Origin of the sequence: Clostridium beijerinckii, from assembly GCF_018223745.1 — a bacterium.
GTDB classification, from domain to species: Bacteria; Bacillota; Clostridia; order Clostridiales; family Clostridiaceae; genus Clostridium; species Clostridium beijerinckii.
Map to the genome: position 1 here is coordinate 980,412 of NZ_CP073653.1, position 19,025 is coordinate 999,436.

At 29.7% G+C, this 19,025-nt stretch carries 18 protein-coding genes; 17 read left to right on the forward strand and 1 reads right to left on the reverse strand.

Features of this window, described 5'->3' with window-relative positions; all coding sequences use genetic code 11:
• Positions 1 to 36 precede the first annotated feature (36 nt).
• From trmB to ppdK, 17 genes are all read left to right on the forward strand, one after another.
• Positions 37 to 696 (forward strand): tRNA (guanosine(46)-N7)-methyltransferase TrmB, encoded by a 660-nt coding sequence (gene trmB / locus KEC93_RS04585; RefSeq protein ID WP_011968177.1) that lies wholly within the window; start codon positions 37 to 39, stop codon positions 694 to 696.
• Between the two features lie 672 nt (positions 697 to 1,368).
• The gene (gene prmA, locus KEC93_RS04590; RefSeq protein ID WP_077868267.1) at positions 1,369 to 2,313 is read left to right on the forward strand and encodes a 50S ribosomal protein L11 methyltransferase; all 945 of its coding nucleotides are present in this window, start codon (positions 1,369 to 1,371) and stop codon (positions 2,311 to 2,313) included.
• Positions 2,314 to 2,519: 206 nt separating this feature from the next.
• On the forward strand, positions 2,520 to 3,287 hold the full coding sequence (locus tag KEC93_RS04595; RefSeq protein WP_077868268.1) for a 16S rRNA (uracil(1498)-N(3))-methyltransferase: 768 nt from the start codon (positions 2,520 to 2,522) through the stop codon (positions 3,285 to 3,287).
• Positions 3,287 to 4,690 carry a tRNA (N(6)-L-threonylcarbamoyladenosine(37)-C(2))-methylthiotransferase MtaB gene (gene mtaB / locus KEC93_RS04600; RefSeq protein WP_077868269.1) on the forward strand — a complete coding sequence of 468 codons (1,404 nt, stop codon included), beginning with the start codon at positions 3,287 to 3,289 and terminating at the stop codon, positions 4,688 to 4,690. The genes KEC93_RS04595 and mtaB overlap by 1 nt, the downstream gene beginning before the upstream one ends.
• A gap of 149 nt (positions 4,691 to 4,839) precedes the next feature.
• Positions 4,840 to 5,184 (forward strand): histidine triad nucleotide-binding protein, encoded by a 345-nt coding sequence (locus tag KEC93_RS04605; RefSeq protein ID WP_011968181.1) that lies wholly within the window; start codon positions 4,840 to 4,842, stop codon positions 5,182 to 5,184.
• A gap of 142 nt (positions 5,185 to 5,326) precedes the next feature.
• Entirely contained in the window at positions 5,327 to 5,503 is a 177-nt protein-coding gene (gene rpsU, locus KEC93_RS04610; protein ID WP_008429643.1) for a 30S ribosomal protein S21, read from the forward strand.
• A gap of 30 nt (positions 5,504 to 5,533) precedes the next feature.
• Complete coding sequence (locus KEC93_RS04615) at positions 5,534 to 5,986, forward strand: GatB/YqeY domain-containing protein (RefSeq protein ID WP_011968182.1); 453 nt, start codon at positions 5,534 to 5,536, stop codon at positions 5,984 to 5,986.
• 288 nt (positions 5,987 to 6,274) lie between these two features.
• Positions 6,275 to 6,553, forward strand: a complete 279-nt coding sequence (gene yqfC / locus KEC93_RS04620) for a sporulation protein YqfC (RefSeq protein ID WP_011968183.1) — start codon at positions 6,275 to 6,277, stop codon at positions 6,551 to 6,553.
• A gap of 6 nt (positions 6,554 to 6,559) precedes the next feature.
• Positions 6,560 to 7,687: a sporulation protein YqfD gene (gene yqfD / locus KEC93_RS04625; RefSeq protein ID WP_077868270.1), complete on the forward strand. Its 1,128-nt coding sequence runs from the start codon at positions 6,560 to 6,562 to the stop codon at positions 7,685 to 7,687.
• A 60-nt stretch (positions 7,688 to 7,747) separates the two neighbouring features.
• Entirely contained in the window at positions 7,748 to 9,850 is a 2,103-nt protein-coding gene (locus KEC93_RS04630; RefSeq protein WP_077868271.1) for an HD family phosphohydrolase, read from the forward strand.
• An 8-nt stretch (positions 9,851 to 9,858) separates the two neighbouring features.
• Positions 9,859 to 10,362: an rRNA maturation RNase YbeY gene (gene ybeY, locus KEC93_RS04635; RefSeq protein WP_011968186.1), complete on the forward strand. Its 504-nt coding sequence runs from the start codon at positions 9,859 to 9,861 to the stop codon at positions 10,360 to 10,362.
• 35 nt (positions 10,363 to 10,397) lie between these two features.
• Complete coding sequence (locus tag KEC93_RS04640; RefSeq protein WP_011968187.1) at positions 10,398 to 11,099, forward strand: diacylglycerol kinase; 702 nt, start codon at positions 10,398 to 10,400, stop codon at positions 11,097 to 11,099.
• Positions 11,100 to 11,354: 255 nt separating this feature from the next.
• Positions 11,355 to 12,251 (forward strand): GTPase Era, encoded by an 897-nt coding sequence (gene era / locus KEC93_RS04645; protein WP_011968188.1) that lies wholly within the window; start codon positions 11,355 to 11,357, stop codon positions 12,249 to 12,251.
• A gap of 63 nt (positions 12,252 to 12,314) precedes the next feature.
• Entirely contained in the window at positions 12,315 to 13,064 is a 750-nt protein-coding gene (gene recO, locus KEC93_RS04650; protein ID WP_017211782.1) for a DNA repair protein RecO, read from the forward strand.
• Positions 13,065 to 13,070: 6 nt separating this feature from the next.
• Complete coding sequence (locus KEC93_RS04655; RefSeq protein ID WP_077868272.1) at positions 13,071 to 13,700, forward strand: DUF4342 domain-containing protein; 630 nt, start codon at positions 13,071 to 13,073, stop codon at positions 13,698 to 13,700.
• Between the two features lie 199 nt (positions 13,701 to 13,899).
• On the forward strand, positions 13,900 to 14,538 hold the full coding sequence (locus KEC93_RS04660; protein ID WP_017211784.1) for a transcriptional regulator CcpN: 639 nt from the start codon (positions 13,900 to 13,902) through the stop codon (positions 14,536 to 14,538).
• Positions 14,539 to 14,780: 242 nt separating this feature from the next.
• On the forward strand, positions 14,781 to 17,408 hold the full coding sequence (gene ppdK, locus KEC93_RS04665; protein WP_023974002.1) for a pyruvate, phosphate dikinase: 2,628 nt from the start codon (positions 14,781 to 14,783) through the stop codon (positions 17,406 to 17,408).
• A gap of 278 nt (positions 17,409 to 17,686) precedes the next feature.
• Here ppdK and KEC93_RS04670 read toward each other — a convergent pair whose 3' ends face one another.
• Entirely contained in the window at positions 17,687 to 18,754 is a 1,068-nt protein-coding gene (locus tag KEC93_RS04670; protein ID WP_011968193.1) for a CotS family spore coat protein, read from the reverse strand.
• Positions 18,755 to 19,025 lie beyond the last annotated feature (271 nt).

Below are 19,025 nucleotides of genomic sequence, written 5' to 3' on the forward strand. Positions count from 1 at the left end.
TTTTTTAAAAGCTTATAAAAGATGGAGTGAACTAACATGAGAATGAGAAAAAAACCGTGGGCAAGACCTGAGCTTGAAGGTTGCGATTTTTTTGTTATAAATCCGAAAGAATATAAAGGTAAGTGGAAAGAATTTTTCGGTAATGATAAACCAATATATCTAGAACTTGGATGTGGGAAGGGAACTTTTATGGCAGTTCATGCCTCCGAGAATCCAGATATAAATTATATTGCAATTGACATAAAGGATGAGGTATTAGGATTAGCAAAAAGAAATATTGAAAAGGCTTATGAAGAAAAAAATAGGAAGACTGATAATGTAAAATTAATGGCTCAAGAGATAGGGCTTATCAGTGAAATCTTAAGTGAAGAAGATGTTGTAAGTAGAATATACATAAATTTTTGCAATCCGTGGCCAAAGGAAAAGCATAAAAAGAGAAGATTAACACATATGAGGCAGCTTGAACAGTATAAAACATTTTTAAAGAGTGAAGGTGAAATTTATTTTAAAACTGACGATGATGAATTATTTGAGGAATCGCTTGAATATTTTAATGAAGCAGGGTTTAGAATTAAATATATAACATATGATCTTCACAATAGTGATGTTGAAGGAAATGTTCAGACTGAGCATGAAAAAATGTTTAGTGAACAAGGAATAAAAATAAAATTTTTGATTGCCATGAAAGACAATTAGATTTATAATGACCAGAATTTAAGAATTTAAGAATTTAAGAATTTAAGAATTTAAGAATTTAAGAATTTAAGAATTTAAGAATTTAAGAATTTAAGAATTTAAGAATTTAAGAATTTAAGAATTTAAGAATTTAAGAATTTAAGAATTTACCCGATTCACATGTGTTTGATGAGTAAGTTCGAGGAACCAAATACAAGATTTGAAGCATCACTTTTGGACTCTCACTTAAGAATTTAAACATATGAAAAGATACGCACCTATAAAAAAAGTGCGAAGCACAATTAAGATCAGTTCACCTATAAAAAAAGTGCGAAGCACAATTAAGAAGTTTAATATTTTAAAATTTAAATATTAAACTAGATATCAATAAAAATATTTTTAAATATATAAATTTAACTAGATATATATGTAAGTAGTTAAATAGAAATCTATATAAATAGTTAACTATGTAAATATATATCAATGTTAAATATAAATAAAGATAAATATGTAAATATTTATAGTTATTGTAAGGGTTACAATGACTTTAAAAAAATAAAATTATATAGTTAGCAAAGAGCAATTGTAGGAAAAAATTCTATGGAATTTAAAAATATTTTTAATAAATTTTGAAAAAAATGTATTCCTAAATTGCAAACTGTTACTGAAACTGAATTAGAAAGGTTGATAAACATGGATGGAATATGGATTGAAGTTAGTGTAATAACAAAGAGCGAGGCGTTAGAGCCTATATCAGGAATATTTTATGGATTAAATTGCCCTAATGTTGCAATAGAAGATCCGGAGGATTTACTTTCAAGAGATCAAGGACCATTAACTTGGGATTTTGCAGATATAAATATCTTAGAACATAAAGGAAATGCAGCTGTAGTTAAAGCTTATTTTTCTCAAGATGATAAGGTTGAAGAGATTGTTGAATATGTTAAGGAAAAACTTTCTGAAATTAAAGAATTTGGAATAGATATTGGTGAAGGTACAGTAGAAGCTAAGAAGATGCACGAAGAGGACTGGGCTAATAATTGGAAGCAATATTATAAACCAGTTAAAATAACAGATAAGATTGTTGTTAAACCAATTTGGGAAGAATATGAAAAAAATGATGAAGAACTAATTATAGAGTTGGATCCAGGAATGGCATTTGGAACTGGAACTCATGAAACTACAAGAATGTGTATTCAAGCTTTAGATAAATATGTAAAGCCTGATACAACAGTATTTGACGTAGGATGTGGATCAGGAATACTTGCCATTGCTGCTGCAAAGCTTGGAGCTAAACATGTTGTTGGTGTTGACCTAGATCCTGTTGCTGTTGATTCATCAAAAGAGAATATTGGTTTTAATAATTTAGATAACATTGAAGTATTAGAAGGAAATCTTTTAGATGTAGTTGATGGAAAAGCCGACATAGTAGTTGCAAATATAATAGCAGAAATCATTTGTGTACTAACTGAGGATGTTAAAAAGGCTCTAAATGAAGGTGGATTATTTATAACTTCAGGTATAATTCATGATAGGGTAGATATGGTTACAGAAAAGTTTGCTGAATGTGGTTTTGAAGTTATTGAAATCAATAAAGATGGAGAATGGAACTGTATAGTTGCTAAAGCAATTAATTAGTATAAATATAGATATTTGTAATGCAAATTTTGGTTAACGGTTTGAAAATGTAATTATGAAAATAATGCACAATGTACAATTCACAATGCGCAGTTTAGGAGAAATTTCTAAGAGATTTTTTTGAAAATCTATAGTTGATATACCGTAATCAATTATTATTTAATTGTGCATTGAGTATTGTGAACTGTGAATTAGAGAGGAGTCGTATGCATAAGTTTTTTACAGAACCTCATAATATTAGTGAAACTGAAGGTAGAATACTTGGAGATGATGTAAAACATATTTATAAGGTTTTAAGATTATCTGAAGGTGAAGAAGTAGTATTAAACAATTGCGAAGGAATTGAGTATCTAGGTGAGATAGAAACTATAACTAAAAGTGAAGTTATAGTTAAAATTATTAAAAGATTAGATATAAATAATGAAAGTAAAGTTAAAGTACATCTGTTTCAGGGACTACCAAAAGGTCAGAAAATGGACCTGATAGTACAAAAGGGAACAGAACTTGGAGTATCTGAGTTTATTCCTGTAACAACTGCAAGAGTAGATGTAAAACTTAAAGGCGAATTTAAAAAGCTTGATAGACTAAATAGAATTGCTCTTGAGGCATGCAAACAATCAAAAAGAAGTGTAATTCCTCAAGTTAAAGAAGTTATAGATTTCAATGAGGCAATAAATGAATTAAAAAAGATGGATTTGATTATTGTACCTTATGAAAATGCCGAAGATTTTGGAATTAAAACTCTTGTGAGAAAATTAGAAAGAGATAATGTGGATTTAGATACTATAAATAATGTTGGAATATTGATAGGGCCTGAGGGCGGATTTGAGGAATCTGAAATTGATGATTTAAAAGAACAGGGTGCTTATATAGTGACTCTTGGAAATAGAATATTACGTACAGAGACGGCTGGATTTACAGCTACGGCATTAATTCAATATGAATTAGGAGATTTAGGAGGAAAGCTATCATAATGGGAGAGAACCAAATGAAATTAGTCAGAGCAGGTAGTGACAAGACTAAGCTTAAGAAGTTATCTAACAAAGAACCAATAAAAAATACAGAGGGGAAGAGTCTTGTGGCTTTTGCAACTCTTGGATGCAGGGTAAATCATTATGAAACAGAGGCTATGGCGGAAAAGTTCATAAGAGAAGGTTATGAAGTAACTGACTTTGAAGGTTTTGCTGATGTTTATGTTATAAATACTTGTTCTGTAACTAATATGAGTGATAAAAAATCAAGGCAAATAATTAGCAGAGCTAGAAGAAGAAATGAAAATGCAATAATTGCAGCTGTTGGATGCTATTCGCAAGTTGCGCCAGAAGAAGTTTCTAAAATACAAGGGGTAGATGTTGTACTTGGGACTAGAAATAAAGGCGATATTGTTTATTATGTGAATAAGGCTAAGGATGAGCAAAAACCTCAGTTAATGGTTGGAGAAGTTCTAAAGAATAAACAGTTTGAAGAATTAAATATAGAAGAGTATCAAGATAAAACAAGAGCATTTTTAAAGATACAAGATGGTTGTAATAGATTTTGTGCATATTGTCTCATACCTTATACCAGAGGAACAACTTGCTCAAAAGACCCTCAAAAAGTATTGGATGAAATAAAGAATTTAAGTGAACATGGATTTAAAGAAATAATATTATCAGGAATACATACAGCATCTTATGGTGTTGATTTAGATGGAAATGTAACTTTAATAACTTTATTAGAAGAAATAGAGAAACTGGATGGAATTGAAAGAGTTAGGATAGGTTCTATAGAGCCTAGTTTCTTTACAGATGAAGTTATCGAGAAAATGAAAAAAATGAAAAAACTATGTCCACAATTTCATTTATCACTTCAAAGCGGCTGTGATGCAACTTTAAAAAGAATGAATAGAAGATATACTGCTAAAGAATACGAAGATGCAGTTAATAGAATAAGAGAAAACCTTAAAGATGCCTCAATAACTACTGATGTAATCGTAGGTTTCCCAGGTGAAACTGATAAGGAATTTAACGAAACTTATGAATACTTAAAGAGAATTAAATTAACTAAAACACATATATTCAAATTCAGCCCAAGAAAAGGTACGAAGGCTTCAGATATGCCTAATCAAATAGATGGAAATGTAAAGGACAAGAGAAGTAAGGCTTTAATTGAACTAAATGCAAAGAATGAAGGCGACTTTAGTAAATCTTTAGTTGGAAGAGAACTAGATGTATTAGTTGAGCAAGAAGTATCTAATAAGCCTGGGGTATTTGAGGGGTATACAAGAAATTATGTAAAAGTTGAAATTCCAAATGGAAGCAGAGACATGATAGGAAAAATAATTTTATGTAAAATAATGGCCTCAGATGCGGAATATGTTGTTGGAAAAATTATATAGTTTTGGTATAATATAAATCAAGATAAGATTGATTAAGGATCATTTTTGGAATAAGATATATAATTCAAAGAGAATTTCTAAATATGAATTATAAAATCTCGATTCTTACGTTTGTGAATTGAGATTGTTACTTAGAAGGAGGTGAATTTATGGAAGGTTGTATATTTTGCAAAATTATAAGTGGGGATATCCCTAGTAAAAAAATATATGAAGATGATAAAGTTTATGCTTTTTATGACATAAATCCTGAAGCTCCAACTCATTTCTTAGTTATTCCAAAAGAACATATCGAAAGTGCTAATACTTTAGATGACAGCAATATTGATATTGTATCACATATATTTAAAGTTATTGGTAAATTAGTAGTAGATCTTGGAATATCAGATAAAGGATATAGGGTTGTAAATAATTGTGGTGAGGATGCAGGACAGACAGTAAAACATATTCATTTCCATGTACTTGGAGGGCGAAGTTTACAGTGGCCACCAGGCTAAATTTGAGTTGTTATTTGATCAATAGTAACTGGAGATTTTTTCTTAATTTCTTGACATTATTAATTTAAATATTGTATAATATAGCATGTGTTATTAAGCCCATAGCTGAGTTAATTTAAGCTAGCGGAGGGAGGGATAGTAAATGTCAGAAATTAAAGTTGGAGAAAACGAAACACTTGAAAGTGCGTTAAGAAGATTTAAGAGAAAATGTGCTAGAGCTGGGGTTCTTTCTGAAGTTAGGAAGAGAGAACATTATGAAAAGCCAAGCGTTAAGAAAAAGAAGAAATCAGAAGCTGCTAGAAAGAGAAAGTTCAAATAATGATATTTTCTTTTGAAAGAAGGTACAAAAATGTCATCAATTAAAGATAGATTGCAAGATGATTGGAAAATTGCTTTAAAAGCAAAAGATAAGTTCACATCTAGTGTAATTAGTACAGCTAAAGCTGCAGTATTATTGGTTGAAAAAACTGATAATAGAAAGCTTGAAGATGATGAAGTTATTACAATATTAGCTAAAGAAATCAAGCAAAGAAGAGAAGCTATGCTTGAATTTGAAAAGGGGAATAGGCAAGATTTAATAGATCAGTCTAAGGCTGAGATTGAAATTTTGTTGAAATACCTTCCTCAGCAGTTAAGTGAAGAAGAGATAAAACAATTAGTAAAAGAATCAGCTGAAGAAGTGGGTGCAAATAGCATTAAAGATATGGGAAAAGTTATGTCAGCTGTTAAACCTAAAGTAGTAGGAAAAGCTGATGGTAAACTTGTAAGTCAGCTTGTTAAGGAATATTTAAATAATAAATAAGAATAAAATTCAAGATTGTTTTGAGTTTTATACTAATATAACAGGACATAGGATTATAAAGAGTATCCTATGTCCTGTTTCATTGTTATCTAAAATTGGACTAGCAATGAAAGGATAATATTTGGTTCATATAACTAGAATACATTATCGTAAATGAATTAGATAAAGCCATAATAGTAATGATTGGCTTTATTTTTTTGCAGGAAATTATCATTATTATTAAATTATAGAATTAATTCGCAAATCCTATCATAAATTACAATGAGAAAGTTTATGTGGGAGGAAAGCATGGAAGAAAAATTTCAAAGAGGTAAAGAAAAGATACTTAGCAAGTTAGATTTTCCAAGTGACATTTCATTAGATCTACCAAAGATAATAGTCGTGGGAAACAGAGAAATAACTATTGAAAATCATAAGGGCATTATATTTTTCGAAACTAATATGGTTAAAATAAATTCCAGAATAGGTGCAATCATAATTGAGGGGAAAGAGTTCGAAATACTTTTTATTGCAGAAACGAGTATAACAATAAGCGGAATCTTTAAAGGTATTTCATATGAGAGGTAGAATATTATGTTTAGCAGCTTGAAATCGGGACAAGTAACCATAGAAATTAATGCTTTAGTGCCAGAAAAAATATTAAATGCCTTTTGGAATAGCCAAATCTATACCTGTAATATAGTGAAAGTAAGCTTGACAACGGTAAGAGTAACTATATATTACAGAGATTATAAAGATGCAGAAATATTAATAAAAAAATATAAAGGAAAAGTTAAGATAGTAAGAACTAGTGGAATAATAGTTTTACTTATGAAAATGAGAAGAAAGATTTCTCTAGTTATAGGAATGGGATTATTTTTTGCTGTGATATATATATTATCAAATTATATATGGGCTATAGATATAGAGACACAGAGGAATTTAAGTCCATTTGAAGTTAGACAACAGCTCTCATCAATTGGAATCAAACCAGGGCTTAGCAAATCACAAGTTAATGTATATCAAATAGAAAAAAAGATGGAAGATTTAAATAGCCAGATAATGTGGATTAGGGTTAGGATAGAGGGGTCTACATTAAAATTGGTTATAAAGGAAAAAGTAAATCCTCCGTCTACAGAAAAAACATTATATAATCAAGTTATTGCTAAAATGGATGGAGAAGTAAAGAGAGTATATACAAATTCAGGGAATCCAGCAGTTGTGCCAGGAGATATAGTAAAGAAAGGTGACGATCTAATATTGCCTATACAAGGAAGGGAAGGCTTTCAGATGGAAGTAAAACCTAGCGGAACAGTTATAGCAAATACTTTTTATGATAAATTTATGGAGATTCAAGTAAGTGGAGAAAAGCTTGAGAGAACTGGTAACAAAAATAGTGATATATACTTAAATTTTTTTGGAAAAAAAGTTTACTTGAAAAAAGCTATAAATCAATTTGAATATTATGATAAAATAGAAGAGAAGGATGGTTTCTTTAATAAGATAACATATTTCGAAAAAAAAGGTATAAATGTAAACTTAGATAAAGAAAGTACAGTTAAAGAAGCTACAGAAAAGTTAGAGGGGTCATTGAGAAAAACACTTAGCAACGATGCAAAGATAATAGATAAGAAAACTGCAGTAGAAGATATTGAAGGCGGAAAGATATTAATTAATGTTAAATTTACTGTAGAACAGGATATTGCTAAAAACGTATCATAAGGGGTATTCAAAGTTGTTTTTATGCCTATTACTTATTATTAAGATGAAAAGGTGAATTACATGGATATAAAACAAAATAATAAATGGAAAAATAATAGAATTCAAAGAATTTTATTATTTATACTTGTATTTAGTATAGGCTATTTATTGCTTGTTACCGCAATAACTCCTAAGCAATATAGCTTAAAAGAAGGAGATATACCAAGAGTAGATATAAAAGCTCCAAGAGATATAGTGGATGAAAAAGCTACAAAGGAAAAAGAAGATCAAGCGGCCGAAAAGGTAGGGAAACAGTATACATCAAAGCCAGAAGTTAAGAAAGAAGCTGAGGATAATGTAAGGGCATTGTTCGATAAACTTGTATCATTAAGCAATATGGCGAGCTCTACCGTAGCTGATAAGCAAACTGAGCTTAAGAAATTAACTATATTTCAATTAACAGATGAACAATGTAAGGCGTTGATAGGAATATCAAAAGATACTTTGCCGGGCATAGAAGACAAAATAGTAAATATAATTGACAGTGCATATGAAAAAAATATACAGGAAAAAGATGAAGGTGCCTTAAAAGAAGCAAAAGGAGCTGTTTCAACTCAAATAGATAATTTAAACTTAGATAAAGATGTATCAAGTGCTTTAAAGCAAATAGCTCAAACACAAATAAACCCTAATGTTTTTTTTGATGAAGAAAAAACACAAGAAAAGATACAGGAAGTCAAGAAGAATGTATCTAAAGTAATAATAAAACAAAATCAGATTATAGTTAAAGAAGGAGAGCCTGTAACACAAGATCAAATTGATATTCTATCAGATCTTGGAATGCTTAACGATGAAAATGTAACAGCTTATATATATATTTATTTAGCGCTTGCAATATTTTGGATGATAATATTGTTTCTTCAATATGGATATGTGAGAATAAATTATGGTGAAATATATAAGAACAATAAAAAGCTTATTCTTATAAGTACAATTAATTTGATTTCACTTGTGTTAGCTAGAACTGTAGGGGTTATATCGCCTTTTCTAATTCCATTTGCGTGCGCGCCTATGATGCTTACGCTATTACTAAATTATAAGATATCATTTGTACTTAGCGCTTTAAATGCAATAGTTATAGGAGCATTAAATGGTTTTGATGTTCAGATTATTATTCTAGGAATAGTAAGTTCGGTATTAGGAGCGGCATTTTTGAAAAAGATGCAACAAAGAAATGAATTGCTATATTCAACATTGTATACTGCTGTTGTTACCGTAATACTTACATTGTCTACGGGAATATTAATATCGAGCAATTTCGGAGATGTGTTAGTAAAAGGTGGAATCACATTCATTGGAGGCCTTTTATCAGGTATATTTGCATTAGGAATATTACCGTTTTTAGAAGGTACATTTAATGAGGTTACTACATTAAAGCTGCTAGAATTATCAAATCCTAATACACCACTGTTAAAAAAATTATTAATGGAAGCTCCAGGAACATATCATCATAGTATGCTTGTTGCAAATCTCTCAGAAATGGCAGCAGAAGAAGTTGGTGCTAATTCGGTAATTACAAGGATAGGATCATATTATCATGATATTGGAAAAACAGAGAGGCCATATTTCTTTGGAGAGAATCAAATGGGGATAGATAATCCACATGAGAATATACCTCCAAATTTAAGTGCTATGATAATAAAATCTCATGTTAAAGATGGTCTGGAGTTAGCTAAAAAATATAAGCTTCCTAAGGTTATCCAAGATATTATATTAGAGCATCATGGTAAAACATTAGTAAAGTATTTTTACTATACTATGAAAAATAGTGCTGAAAATCCAGAGGAAATAAAAGAAGAAGATTATAGATATGAAGGCCCAATACCAAGCTCAAAAGAAGCTGGGATAGTAATGCTATCTGATAGTGTTGAAGCGGCTGTAAGATCAATTAAGAAACCTACTAAGGATGCAATTAACCAAATGGTTAATTGCATTATAGATGATAAATTATCATCAGGACAATTAAATGATTGTGATTTAACATTAAAAGATATAGAAAAAATAAGAGTATGTTTTTTGACTTCGTTAAATAGCATATACCATCAAAGAATAGAATACCCTAAAGAAAAAATGAAGGATTTCAATGGTGAAAGCAATAAAGGTGAATTTAAAACTAAGGAGTAATTTAAATAATGATTTATGTAGATAATAGACAAAATAAAGTGGAAGCAAGTGAAAAATTAATAGAAAGATTAACAGAAGTAATAGAATTTGCATTAAAAGAAGAGGAAGTAAATATGAAATGTGAAATTTCATTATTGTTCGTTGATAATAATGAAATAAAGGAAATTAATAATGAAACAAGAGGAATAAATAGAGAAACAGATGTATTATCTTTTCCTATGTTAGAATACGAAGATAAGAAAGTATTTAAGGATATGTATAAAGATTATAAGTTTTCTCAATCTGATTTTGATGGTGACGAACTTGTACTTGGGGATATAGTTCTTTCATTAGAAAAAGCATTAGAACAGAGTAAAGAATTTAATCATTCATATGAAAGGGAAGCCTCATACTTAGTTGTACATTCAGTATTGCATCTATTGGGATACGATCATATGGAGGATGATGATAAAATAATTATGAGAAGTAGAGAAGAAGATATTTTAAATAAACTTAACATAATCAGAGGGTAATATTTTTTATTATGTAATAGAAGTAGGGGTAAATAATGAAAATGAAAAAAACACTGGAAAGCTTCAATAATGCCATAACTGGGATTATCGATACTGTAAGAACTGAACGAAATATGAAAATCCATTTAATAGTGGCGTTAGTAGTACTAATTGCAAGCTTTTTCTTTGACATAACAAAATATGAGTTTCTGATATTAGCTGTTACAATAACTATGGTAATAGCTGCTGAACTTATAAATACAGCCATAGAGGCGACTATAGATATGACAACTAATTATTACCACCCTTTGGCTAAAATCGCTAAGAATGCGGCGGCAGGTGCGGTATTAATAACAGCCATAAATGCATTATTAGTTGGTTATATTATATTTTGGGATAGGCTCAGTAGATTTTCATTTTCTTTAATTAATAAAGTAAAGAATTCAGAGCCATATACGATATTGATTGTTCTAGTAATAGTATGTATAGTAACTATAATAGCGAAAGCAATATTTGGAGAAGGAACTCCGTTAAAAGGGGGAATGCCCAGTGGCCACAGTGCTTTGGGATTTTCAATAGCAACTGCAATATCATTAATAACGGAGGAACCAATTTGCATTCTATTGAGTTTTTTATTGGCGTTTATAACTGCACAAAGTAGAGTGGATTCAGAAGTTCATAGTATTTTAGAGGTAATAGTTGGAGCTATATTTGGTATATTATTAACTTTGTTTATTTTTACATTATTTAGGCTTTAATTAAATATAGAATAATAAAAATAATATTTATAGGAGAAGATATAAGATGAAATAAAACTTATATTGTCTCCTATTTCTTAAATTATAAGAATTAATGATTTAATTCATAAGGAAACAATTGGAAGTGATTATTAAATTATTATATGATCAAATTAAGAATAGTAGATTGTCAATTTACTTATAAATAGAGTATACTATTTGTAAAATAGGATAACGTTAGTTAAGCTTTTTTAAGCTTATTTTGAGGAGGAAAAAATGTTTAAATCAGGATTTGTTACAATAGTTGGAAGACCTAATGTAGGAAAATCGACTTTATTAAATTATATAATGGGGGAAAAGTTATCAATAGTTTCTAATAAACCTCAGACAACAAGAAATAACATACAAACAATATTGACAGGTGATGATTATCAAATGATATTTGTTGATACACCAGGTATACATAAACCTAAACATAAGTTAGGAGAATACATGGTAAATTCGGCAAAAGAATCTACTAAAGATGTTGATTTAGTATTATTCTTAACAAATCCAGATGAGGAGATTGGAAAGGGCGATAAATTTATATTAGAAACCTTAAGGGATAAAAAGTGTCCTGTATTTTTAGTTTTAAATAAGGTTGATGAAAGTACACAAGATAGAGTGGCAAAAAGTTTAGAAATGTATTCAAAAGAATTTAAATTTGCAGAGATAGTACCTATTTCTGCAATAAAAGGGAAAAACGTTGATGTATTAGTAGAACTTATGAAGAAAGCAATGCCAGAAGGACCTAAATATTATCCAGATGACATGATAACAGATGTTCAAGAAAAGTTTGTAGTATCAGAAATAATTAGAGAAAAAGCTTTAAGAACCTTGAGAGATGAAGTGCCTCATGGTATAGCAGTAGATATAATTCAAATGAAACAAAATGAAATAGGTACATATCATATAGAAGTAGATTTAATCTGTGAAAAAGATTCCCATAAAGGAATAATAATTGGAAAGAATGGTCAAACACTTAAAAGAATAGGCGAAAATTCAAGATATGAATTAGAAAGATTTTTAAGATCCAAGGTTAATCTAAAAATATGGGTGAAAGTTAGAAAAGAATGGAGAGATAATCAGCTTTTATTAAAAGAATTAGGATATAAAGCGAATTCAAAGAAATAGAGTATCAATTAGAAATAGATAATTAGCCTAACATATTATTTTTTTATATATTCCAAGTGGGAGATGGTTGACCTGTCAATAGTTGAAACAAAAGCTGTAATTATAAAAACGCAAGATTTTAAAGAGAATGACAAACTAGTTTGGTTTTATACTGAGAAGTTAGGTAAAATTACAGCTATAGTTAGAGGCGCTAAAAAAAGTAAAAGTAAGTTCTTAGCATTGACATTGCCATTATGTTATGGAGAATATATGGTATATAAAGGTAAGAGCTTGTACACTCTTCAAGAAGGAAAAATAATTCAATCTTTTCAAGGTCTTTTAAATGATTTACATAAGCTTACATATTCCTCATACTTATGCGAATTAATAGATATTGCTTGTACTGATAATGAAATTAATATGGAACTTTTTAAGACATTGATTACAACATTATACCTACTGAATACAGATGCCCTAGATTACGAACTACTAATAAGAGCATTTGAATTAAGATTATTAAAAACAACTGGATATAATCTAACATTGAATAATTGTAGCGTATGTAGAAAAAAGATATCTTCATCTAATTATATAAGTTTATCCCACTATGGAGGTATATGTGATGAATGTCCCAAAGAACATGGAGTATTTATTTCAAAAGGTGCATATAATGCCTTGAGGTTTTTGATGAATATGGATATAGATAAATTATATAGACTAAATTTAAATCATGAAATAAAAAGTGAGATTGAAAAAGTAATTACTTTTTTAGTATCGAATAGCTATGCTAAAAAGCCTAAAAGTTTGGAGATGTTAAAATTTATTAAGGAGTGATGATTTATGGAAAATATAACATTAGAAAAAGTTGATATGATACGTGAGAGAACAGGAGTAAGCTATGAAAAGGCAAAGGAAGCTTTAGAAGTATGCGAAGGAGACGTATTAGAGGCTTTAATATACATTGAAAAGTCTCAAAAGTTATCAGATATTAATGATGAATTTGTTGATGAGGAAGTAAATAGGGCTCCTATATCTATAGAGGAACTAAGGGTTTTGATTAAACAAATAATAGAAAAGGGAAATGTTACTAGGATAAAGGTTAAGAAAGATGATAAGGAACTTGTAGATATTCCAGTTAATGCAGGAATTGCAGCAGGAGTTGTAGCTATTATAGTTCCACCAATACTTGCAGCAGGAGTTATTGCGGCAATAGCGACTCAAATTACAATAGAGATAACTATGGAAGATGGATCTGTGGAAGTTGTAAACACGTATGTTTCAGAAATGGCAAGCAATGTTAAAAATAAAGCTACTGATTTTGCTGATAAAATTAAGACTAAGGTTAATGAAATGAAGAATGACATAGGTAAACATAGTGATGATTCAAAACAAAAAGTATATACTGGTTCAGATACTGTATATACCTATACAGTTAATTTTGATGAAGATAAAGAAAATTCAGAAAATTAAGTGATATTGAGAGTAATATAAAGAAAAATAGATATATCAGTGATATAAAATTAATATACAAGAAATATTTAGCGAATTTATTTGATTTTTCTGAAAATTAAGTCTAGTCAAACAATAATTACATGATATAATTAGAGAGTAGTAAAAATTAATGAATTTGAACTAAATATTTCTTGTATTTACAGAAAGAGGGATAAGATTGAAATTATCACCTAGGCAAGAAGAAATAGTATGCTTAGTAAAAGAAAATGCACCTATAACTAGTGAAGCTCTTGCAGAAAAAATTGGAGTTACTAGAGCTGCGCTCAGGGCTGATTTGGCAGTACTGACTATGATAGGAACTTTGGATGCTAGACCGAAGGTAGGATATGTATATACAGGAAAAACATCTAATGGATTGATTTATTCAAACATTAACAAAATTAAAGTATCCGAAATAATGTCAAAACCTGTGACTGTCAGTGAAGATACGATGGTATATGATGCAATCGTATACCTATTTCTGAATGATGTAGGGACATTATTTATAGAAAATAATGGGGTGCTTACAGGTGCAGTCTCTAGAAAGGACTTTCTCAAAATTTCAATAGGGGGGACTGATATACATAGAGTTCCCGTTGGAGTAATTATGACAAGAATGCCAAATATAATTTGTGCGAATAAGAATGACAACGCATATGATTTGGCTAAGAAAATTATTGAACATGAGATCGATAGTATTCCGGTTGTTGAAATAATAGAAAAGTCTGATGGAAAAGATCAGATGAAGATAATCGGAAAGGTTTCTAAGACTAACATAACAAAATTATTTGTTAAAATTGGAGAAAATGAGGATTAATTAATTAAGGGTAACTACGAAGTCTTTAAGCATATGAAATAAAAAATAAGTCTATGATGCGATATATATTTCTTGTTAGACAAGGAAGTCTGTTTATCTCATAGTGGACTATTAGGTAAACAGAACGACGAAGTATAACAAGAAATAGATTAGCATGCTGATTTATTTTTTGTTGAATATGCTTAGGATAGGCATCGATAGTAAATATAGTGAGAAATAATAAGAAAAGAGGGAGTATTGAGATGTCAAATAAGTATGTATATCTTTTTAGTGAAGGAAATGCTTCAATGAAAAATCTACTTGGAGGAAAAGGCGCTAACTTAGCAGAAATGACTAGTCTAGGAATTCCAGTGCCAGATGGTTTTATTGTTACAACAGAATCTTGTAATAAATATTATGAAGATGGTAGAAAGATTTCTGATGAAATAATAGGTCAAATCTATGAAAGTTTATCAAAGCTTGAAGAATCTACAGGTAAGAAATTTGGAGATAATACAAATCCTTTACTAGTTTCAGTAAGATCTGGTGCAAGAGTTTCAATGCCGGGTATGATGGATACTATCTTAAACTTAGGATTAAATGATATAGCTGTAGAAGCAATGGCAGAATTGACCAATAATCCAAGATTTGCATATGATTCTTACAGAAGATTCATTCAAATGTTCTCTGATGTTGTTATGGGAATAGAAAAGAGATTATTCGAAAATAAGATTGATGAACTTAAGGAGAAGAAAGGTGTTGAATTTGATACAGATTTAACAGCAGATGATTTAAAAGAATTAGTTAGTGAATTCAAAGAAATCTACAAAAAAGAAAAGGGTGAGGAATTCCCAAGTGATCCTAAAGCTCAATTAATAGAAGCAATTACAGCCGTATTTAGATCATGGGATAATCCAAGAGCTATAGTATATAGAAGATTAAATGATATTCCAGGTGAATGGGGTACAGCTGTAAATGTGCAACAAATGGTATTTGGTAATAAGGGAGAAACATCAGGAACAGGAGTTGCATTCTCAAGAAACCCTGCAAATGGTGACAATGCTATATATGGTGAATATCTAATGAATGCACAAGGTGAAGATGTTGTTGCTGGTATTAGAACTCCACTTGAAATTGGAAAATTAAAAGAACAAAATCCAGAAATATATGCACAATTTGAAGGAATTGTTAACACACTAGAAGATCACTATAAAGATATGCAAGACATGGAGTTTACTATAGAAGAAGGTAAATTATATTTCTTACAAACTAGAAATGGTAAGAGAACAGCTCAAGCTGCTTTAAAGATTGCTGTTGATTTAGTAGAAGAAGGAATGCTAAGCAAGGAAGAAGCAATTTTAAAAGTTGAACCAAAACAATTAGATACATTATTACACCCTGCTTTTTATACTGAAGATTTAAAGAAAGCTACACCAATTGCAAAAGGATTACCTGCATCTCCTGGAGCTGCATGTGGTAAGATAGCATTTACTGCTGATGAAGCTAAAGATAGAGCAGCACTTGGAGAAGATGTTGTACTTGTAAGACTTGAAACTTCACCAGAAGATATAGAGGGAATGATAGCAGCACAAGGTATCCTTACAGTAAGAGGGGGAATGACTTCTCATGCTGCGGTTGTTGCAAGAGGAATGGGAACTTGTTGTGTAGCTGGATGTGGAACTATAAAAGTTGATGAAGTAAAGAGAACTGTAGAAGTTAACGGAAAAGTTTATACATCTGAAGACTACATTTCAATTGACGGTACTTCAGGAAATGTATATGGAGAAAAAATAAAAACAGTTACACCAGAAATTTCAGGACATTTTGCGACATTCATGGGATGGGCTGATGAAATAAGAAAATTGAAAGTTAGAGCTAATGCAGATAGTCCAAGAGATGCAAAACAAGCTGTTGAGTTTGGAGCAGAAGGCATAGGTCTTTGCAGAACAGAGCATATGTTCTTTGCAGAAGATAGAATTATGGCTGTAAGACAAATGATTACATCTAAAGATTTAGAACAAAGAAAAGTAGCTTTAGATAAGATTTTGCCAATGCAAAAATCAGATTTCATAGGAATTTATGAAGCATTAGAAGGAAAAGCAGTTACAATAAGATTATTAGATCCACCGCTACATGAATTCTTGCCAACTGTGGATTCAGATATAAAAGAATTAGCAAGAGAAATGGGAATAACTTATGAGGAATTAAAATCTACTGTTTCAGAATTACATGAGTTTAATCCTATGATGGGTCATAGAGGATGCCGTCTTGCAGTTTCTTACCCTGAAATTGCTGAAATGCAAGCAAGAGCTATTATAGAGGCAGCAATAGAAGTTAAAACAACTAAAGGCTACGATATTGTACCTGAAATAATGATTCCATTAGTTGGAGAAATTAAAGAATTAAAATATGTTAAAGATGTAATTGTATCAACAGTTAAAGCTGTTATGGAAGAAAAAGGAGTAACTTTAGATTATAAGGTTGGAACTATGATTGAAATTCCAAGAGCAGCATTAACAGCTGATGAAATAGCAAAAGAAGCAGAATTCTTCTCATTTGGTACAAATGACTTAACTCAAATGACATTTGGATTCTCAAGAGATGATGCAGCTAAGTTCTTATCTGCTTATTATGAAAAGAAGATTTATGAACAAGATCCATTTGGTAAATTAGATCAAACAGGAGTTGGTTCTCTAATTAAAATAGCAGTAGAAAAAGGAAAATCTACTCGTTCAGATATCCATTTAGGAATCTGTGGAGAGCATGGTGGAGATCCTTCATCAATTGAATTCTGCCATAATATAGGACTTAACTATGTATCTTGTTCACCATTTAGAGTTCCACTAGCAAGACTTGCAGCAGCACAAGCGCAAGTAAAAAATCCAAGATAACTTTAAAAAATTAAAGATTATGATAAAGTAGCATATAAATCTTAGTAAAAGAAGATTTAAAGTGAAAAAATATAGAGCATTGTAATTTGAAATCACATGTGATTTTAATTACAATGCTCTTTTATTATCGTACTTTTAAGCTGTTATTATGAAATTATTTAGAATGCAGGCTGCCTAATATTTTACAATATAGACAGCCTGATGCAGTTAGTTTTTATAAAATCATGAAGAGAAGATTGGCTCAACCTAATAAAAGATGGTGCTTTACAGAAACAATTTCAAAGTAAAGTCATATTGAATTTTTTTTGTACTTGATTTATTATATCTAGCGCAAAATCATATTGAAGATTTGTTTTTGATGTCGCGTTTATTATTAAAGTTAAGAAAGCAGATTTATTACACTTGTGAATATTCCTATAGTAGTCTCTTGATATCCTCCAATATTTTTGCGGAAAGCAAATATAAGAAATTAAGTAACGTAAATCTGAGTGTGTTAAAGGACACAATTCATTATAGGCATCTAATATAGAGAGAGCTAACTCAACATTCCATTTTGTGTTTTCTCGTTTAAGTAATCTTCGCATAAAATATGCTAGATCTTTTGCACTGTAATCTACTTTGCACTTATCAAAATCTATCACCCAAGGATCTAGATCAGGAGGAAAAATTAGGTTTTTGTTTACATAGTCACCATGGCATAAAGATTTACTTAATTCATTATTGTCAATTTTATTTGATATGTCTAGAGAGAGTTTAGCAAGGCGTAAATTTATATCAAAACTTGAAATAAATTGTCTTGAAAATGAATCTTTGTATTTAAACGATTCATTTGATGCTTTAAGTAAATCTTCAAAATGTTTTAAGGTAGATATGTAATAATCCTCAAATCCTTCTTTTGCTGAACTTCCTAAAATAGGTCTAAATTTACGAGATACTGAATGAATCTCAGAGAGTTTTCTTACAGAGATTAAAACATGATCCAAATTATCGAAATTACATTTCTCACCCTCAATCCAAGGAGTTAATATAAAAAGCATATCTCGATAAGATACAAATCTATTATTATCAATTGTAGGTAAAAGTTTTGAGACCCTAATATTATTTCTATATAGCCACTCAATAGCTGAATATACATATAGCAAGTCATTCAAATTATAATAAACTTTTTTTAGACAGTAATTTTTATCTTTATAATTTACCCTATAAACTGCTCTTTGCTTATCAGTATCTTTAAATTTAATTATTGAAATCTGAGAGTTTTGTAAATTATAGTATGGTAAAACATTTTGTTTTATAATTTCTGGGGAAAGATTAGATTCTTGTAAAGATAAAACTTCAGTACCCATAAATACGCTCCTTTATAAGGTGATTTTTATTGAACTTTTATGATACAAGGTAAACTTTGATTGAAAGTTATACCTTTAAGTAAAATTAACATGTTTTTAAATTTTAATTAAGATATAGAAATATATATATATAGGTAAGATTTCTATATAAAAAAATTCCTAATTATTAAATAATATTAATTTAATCTTAGTATTAGACTAAAAATAATAAAAAATAAAAATTAATGAATATAAAGATATTATTTTTTAGTTATTTGCAAATAATAAATAT

Coding starts and splice junctions, on each gene's coding strand:
- KEC93_RS04655 (WP_077868272.1), top strand. CDS start 13,071: ATGGAAAATATAACATTAGAAAAAGTTGATATGATACGTGAGAGAACA.
- KEC93_RS04605 (WP_011968181.1), top strand. CDS start 4,840: ATGGAAGGTTGTATATTTTGCAAAATTATAAGTGGGGATATCCCTAGT.
- mtaB (WP_077868269.1), top strand. CDS start 3,287: ATGGGAGAGAACCAAATGAAATTAGTCAGAGCAGGTAGTGACAAGACT.
- rpsU (WP_008429643.1), top strand. CDS start 5,327: ATGTCAGAAATTAAAGTTGGAGAAAACGAAACACTTGAAAGTGCGTTA.
- KEC93_RS04670 (WP_011968193.1), bottom strand. CDS start 18,754: ATGGGTACTGAAGTTTTATCTTTACAAGAATCTAATCTTTCCCCAGAA.
- yqfD (WP_077868270.1), top strand. CDS start 6,560: ATGTTTAGCAGCTTGAAATCGGGACAAGTAACCATAGAAATTAATGCT.
- yqfC (WP_011968183.1), top strand. CDS start 6,275: ATGGAAGAAAAATTTCAAAGAGGTAAAGAAAAGATACTTAGCAAGTTA.
- KEC93_RS04640 (WP_011968187.1), top strand. CDS start 10,398: ATGAAAATGAAAAAAACACTGGAAAGCTTCAATAATGCCATAACTGGG.
- ppdK (WP_023974002.1), top strand. CDS start 14,781: ATGTCAAATAAGTATGTATATCTTTTTAGTGAAGGAAATGCTTCAATG.
- era (WP_011968188.1), top strand. CDS start 11,355: ATGTTTAAATCAGGATTTGTTACAATAGTTGGAAGACCTAATGTAGGA.
- prmA (WP_077868267.1), top strand. CDS start 1,369: ATGGATGGAATATGGATTGAAGTTAGTGTAATAACAAAGAGCGAGGCG.
- trmB (WP_011968177.1), top strand. CDS start 37: ATGAGAATGAGAAAAAAACCGTGGGCAAGACCTGAGCTTGAAGGTTGC.
- ybeY (WP_011968186.1), top strand. CDS start 9,859: ATGATTTATGTAGATAATAGACAAAATAAAGTGGAAGCAAGTGAAAAA.
- KEC93_RS04615 (WP_011968182.1), top strand. CDS start 5,534: ATGTCATCAATTAAAGATAGATTGCAAGATGATTGGAAAATTGCTTTA.
- recO (WP_017211782.1), top strand. CDS start 12,315: ATGGTTGACCTGTCAATAGTTGAAACAAAAGCTGTAATTATAAAAACG.
- KEC93_RS04630 (WP_077868271.1), top strand. CDS start 7,748: ATGGATATAAAACAAAATAATAAATGGAAAAATAATAGAATTCAAAGA.
- KEC93_RS04595 (WP_077868268.1), top strand. CDS start 2,520: ATGCATAAGTTTTTTACAGAACCTCATAATATTAGTGAAACTGAAGGT.